At 43.3% G+C, this 2,136-nt stretch carries 3 protein-coding genes; all 3 read right to left on the reverse strand.

Features of this window, described 5'->3' with window-relative positions:
- Positions 1-884 (reverse strand): calcium/sodium antiporter (locus JF818_RS05220; RefSeq protein ID WP_198890911.1); only part of this gene is annotated, 884 nt, incomplete at its 3' end.
- A gap of 178 nt (positions 885-1,062) precedes the next feature.
- Positions 1,063-1,740 (reverse strand): CPBP family intramembrane glutamic endopeptidase, encoded by a 678-nt coding sequence (locus JF818_RS05225; protein ID WP_198890912.1) that lies wholly within the window; start codon positions 1,738-1,740, stop codon positions 1,063-1,065.
- 20 nt (positions 1,741-1,760) lie between these two features.
- The coding region (locus tag JF818_RS05230) for an SbcC/MukB-like Walker B domain-containing protein (protein WP_304945004.1) at positions 1,761-2,136 on the reverse strand (376 nt) is incomplete at its 5' end.

Raw genomic sequence — 2,136 nt, forward strand, 5'->3', positions numbered from 1 at the left:
TGCCTATTCTTCTTGAATCGGTACCCGATTACAAAAAGACTAAGGGTAAGTAATGACATGACAAGCATATCTCGTGAAACAACCATTGGATCAATAGCAAATGGATGAATTGCTCCTGCTATGCCGACGACTGCGGTGGTATTGAACAGGTTGGAACCGATGACATTCCCGAGCGCGATATCATGCTCCCCTTTTTGGGCAGCAAGAATCGATGAGGCAAGTTCAGGAAGACTGGTTCCCATAGCGACAATGGTAAGACCGATGATCAAATCACTGACTCCAAAGTACCTGGCAATCTCCACAGCGCCCCACACCAAAACTCTGGAACTAAGAATTAAAAACAAGAGACCGAAAATCAAATAGAGTACTGCTCGTTTCATTGATAACGGGCTTGGAACCTCTTCATCAATCTCTTCAGCGAGTCGGTCGTTACCGTCTTTCAATCCTTGATACACGCTCCAGAATATCAAGAGAGCGAATAGTACCAGGATTAACGCTGCATCAAAATGAGATAGATTCAAGTCATAGAGCAATGCAACTGAAAGAAGCGTAAGCAATGAGAGTATAGGCAACTCTTTTTTCAAGATCTTCGAACTCACCGTTATTGGGCTTATAATGGCTGTAATCCCGAGAATGAGACCAATATTGGCAATATTGGACCCATAGGCGTTTCCCAGAGCTATACCTGGGCTTCCTTGCATAGCTGAGAGTGTGGATACCACCATTTCTGGTGCACTGGTGCCAAATCCTACAATGACCATTCCTATCAGGAGAGATGGCATGCCAAAATGGCGTGCAGTGGCTGCAGCACCATCTACAAATCTATCTGAACTCAATACCAGTACAATAAGGCCGCCAATAACGGCAAGAATTGGTAATAACATCTAATTTCCTTCCAAAAGCGACAGAACATTGCCAAGAATACTACATCCATGGATGTAAGGTTGATCTACGCTTCCTGTTTACAATATAGCAGTGTAATGAGATTTTTTTGCTTATTCAATCATCATCATTACCAGAAGTCATCAGCAAGTAGTGAATATTGTCTAGGTACTGTCGAGATTATAGGATTGTAACCCAGAGTGTGATAAGGGCGTCATACAATCCATGGATGATTACCAAGGAAAGGAGTGAGACGGATTTGATTTTTTCCCGAAGAAGACAGAAAAGAATGCCAAGAAATGTGGTCACAATAACCTGAAGAACATCACCCTGAAAACTATGGAACAGTCCAAACAATAGTGATGAGATAAGGATGGCGAACCATTTTGATTGATTTACTTCCAATAGCTTATGAAAGAGATATCCCCTGAATACAAACTCTTCCGCCAAAGCAACCGCAAATAGTGAATAGAGCAAATCAAAGGCAAATTGCCACACCTTGGTATAGCTTGTACTTCCAACCATTTCCTTGAATCCGAGAAGAATAGGAACCACAGTAAAAAGGAATGACATCAGGAAGGCAAGAATAATTCCGGTGAGAATCTGGTTTGACAACCTCACTTCTGATTTCATAAGAAATCGTATACGTTCATGATTGATACGCATCAGGAGTAACGGAACGATCATAAACAACCACTGGGAAGTGATCAACAAAACCATTCTCCAGCCAAGGGTTAGCTGCATCAGAATCTGTTGATTCAGCCAAACTACTACAAGAAGTGTACAAAAAATGCCAAATACCCCGATACCTAGGTCAATGAGAGCTTTTTTATTCCGTACACCTATATTACTTATCATCGTTTAACTCCCAATATTGCTTATTGTTTAGTGCAGCCTGGTCCGCTGATCGTACTACGGCCTCCAGAGAGAGGCGTGATCGAGATTTGCGTGTTGATCCTCTCCTTCAGTGCAGAGACATGACTGATGATACCAATCAGTTTTCCATCCTGTTGCAGTGCTGAAAGCGCCTCCAGAGCTGTCTCCAGGGTTTCCTCATCAAGAGAGCCGAACCCTTCATCAAGGAACAAAGAGTCTACCCTCACCTTCTTGCTCGCCATCTGGCTTAACCCAAGCGCCAAGGTTAGGCTTACGATGAAGCTCTCACCTCCAGAGAGGTTCTTTGTTGAGCGAACTTCACCTGCCTGGTAGTTATCGACCACATTCAGTTCCAGTGGTTGGGATTCATCCCTGATC

The sequence above is a fragment of the Sphaerochaeta sp. S2 genome (assembly GCF_016406725.1).
In the GTDB taxonomy this organism is placed as follows: domain Bacteria; phylum Spirochaetota; class Spirochaetia; order Sphaerochaetales; family Sphaerochaetaceae; genus Sphaerochaeta.